Below are 1613 nucleotides of genomic sequence, written 5' to 3' on the forward strand. Positions count from 1 at the left end.
CGGCCGGCCGGGGCGCCCGCCCCGATGTCCCGGGTGGAGGCCCGGCGCGCGGCGCGGGCGGCGAAGGACAGCCCGGCGGTCGTCGCCAGCCGGGCGGTCGGCGAGGTGTTCATCTCGCTGGGCGTCCTGATGCTGCTGTTCGTCACCTACCAGCTGTGGTGGACCAACATCCGGGCCGACCAGATCGCCGGCAAGGAGACCAACCGGATCCAGGACCAGTGGGCCAACGGCGACCGCAAGCCCGGGGTGTTCGCGCCCGGCGAGGGCTTCGCGATCATGCACATCCCCAAGCTGGACGTCGTCGCCCCGATCGCCGAGGGCATCGACAAGGAGAAGGTCCTCGACCGGGGGATGATCGGCCACTACGGCGAGGGCAAGCTCAAGACGGCGATGCCCTCCGACAAGCAGGGCAACTTCTCCGTGGCCGGTCACCGCAACACCCACGGCGAACCGTTCCGCTACATCAACAAGCTCAGCCCCGGCGACCCGATCGTGGTCGAGACCCGGGACGCGTACTACACGTACGAGATGGCCAACATCCTTCCGCAGACCTCCCCGTCCAACATCTCGGTGATCGAGCCGATCCCGGTCGGTTCCGGGTTCACGAAGCCGGGCAGGTACCTCACGCTCACGACCTGTACCCCGGAATTCACGAGTACCTACCGGCTGATCGTCTGGGGCAAGATGGTCGACGAACGGCCACGCAGCGACGGGAAGCCCGACGCGCTCGTCGGCTGAACATCCTCACGACAGGGACGGTGCGGTGGCAGCGAGGACCGAGCACGACGAGCGGACCGACACGTCCGCGTCCCCGCCCCCGGCCCGCCGGCGCGTCCACCATCCCGTGGCGACGGCCGCCAGCGTCTTCGGCGAACTGCTGATCACCGCAGGCCTGGTGCTCGCGCTGTTCGTCGTCTACTCCCTGTGGTGGACGAACGTGCTCGCCGACCGGGAGGCCGACAAGCAGGGCGACACGGTCCGCAGCAAGTGGGCGGACGGTCCGGGCGCCCTGGACACCAAGGACGGCATCGGCTTCCTGCACGTGCCCGCCATGGACGACGGCGAGGTGCTGGTCAAGAAGGGCACCGACCCCAAGACCCTCAACAACGGCATCGCGGGCTACTACACCGACCCCGTCGAGTCGGCCCTCCCCTGGGACGACGAGGGCAACTTCACGCTGGCCGCGCACCGCGACGGGCACGGCGCGAAGTTCCACAACATCCACAAGCTGAAGAACGGCGATCCGGTCGTCTTCGAGACCAAGGACACCTGGTACGTCTACAAGGTCTACAAGACGCTCCCCGAAACCTCGAAGTTCAACGTCGACGTCATTCAGCCGGTCCCGGAGGAGTCGGGCGTCAAGGAGCCCGGCCGCTACATCACGCTGACGACCTGCACCCCGGTCTACACCTCGAAGTACCGCTACATCGTCTGGGGCGAGCTGGAGCGTACGGAGAAGGTCGACAAGGACCGCACGAAACCGGCCGAGCTGCGCTGAGCGGCGCGTACGCGTTCGCCTGTACGGGAAGGGCCCCGGTCGAACAAAATGGTGTCCCCGGGCCCCCCCGCGGGGGGCGGGGGGGGCGGGCGGCGGGGGGGGTAGAAGCCACGAG

At 68.5% G+C, this 1613-nt stretch carries 2 protein-coding genes; both read left to right on the forward strand.

From position 1 onward, the window contains the following. Nucleotides 1-738: class E sortase (locus tag JS521_RS15240; RefSeq protein WP_205083527.1), on the forward strand; the 738-nt coding region annotated here is incomplete at its 5' end. 25 nt (nucleotides 739-763) lie between these two features. After that, nucleotides 764-1498 carry a class E sortase gene (locus JS521_RS15245; protein ID WP_205083528.1) on the forward strand — a complete coding sequence of 245 codons (735 nt, stop codon included), beginning with the start codon at nucleotides 764-766 and terminating at the stop codon, nucleotides 1496-1498. Nucleotides 1499-1613: the final 115 nt, after the last annotated feature.

The sequence above is a fragment of the Streptomyces durocortorensis genome, assembly GCF_016901035.1.
GTDB classification, from domain to species: Bacteria; Actinomycetota; Actinomycetes; order Streptomycetales; family Streptomycetaceae; genus Streptomyces; species Streptomyces durocortorensis.